We start from the raw sequence: 287 nt of genomic DNA, 5'->3' as shown, positions 1-287 counted from the left end.
GTGGGAAGTAAGAATAAATTAAGACGGTTTAGAGAAAACGAAACATTTTCAAATGTTATACAGCCCACCAGGGAGGAAGTGCTGGAAGGAAATTTTAAGTATAAAGGCAAATGGAGCAGTGATTTCTTCAAAAATGATAAACCTATCGTTCTGGAATTAGGTTGCGGAAAAGGAGAATACAGCGTTGGCCTTGCCCAGGCATATCCCGAAAAGAATTTTATTGGAATAGACATAAAAGGTGCCCGGTTTTGGAGAGGCGCCAAAACTGCTTTGGAAGAAGGTTTGCA

At 40.4% G+C, this 287-nt stretch carries 1 protein-coding gene; it reads left to right on the top strand.

Annotated features, from left to right (window positions below; genetic code table 11):
* The coding region (trmB, locus tag HC175_RS23265) for a tRNA (guanosine(46)-N7)-methyltransferase TrmB (protein ID WP_209310236.1) at positions 1-287 on the top strand (287 nt) is incomplete at both ends.

Source organism: Salinimicrobium oceani, from assembly GCF_012037645.1.
The sequence above is the reverse complement of the archived record's forward strand: the minus strand, read 5'-3'. Positions and strand labels throughout refer to the sequence as shown.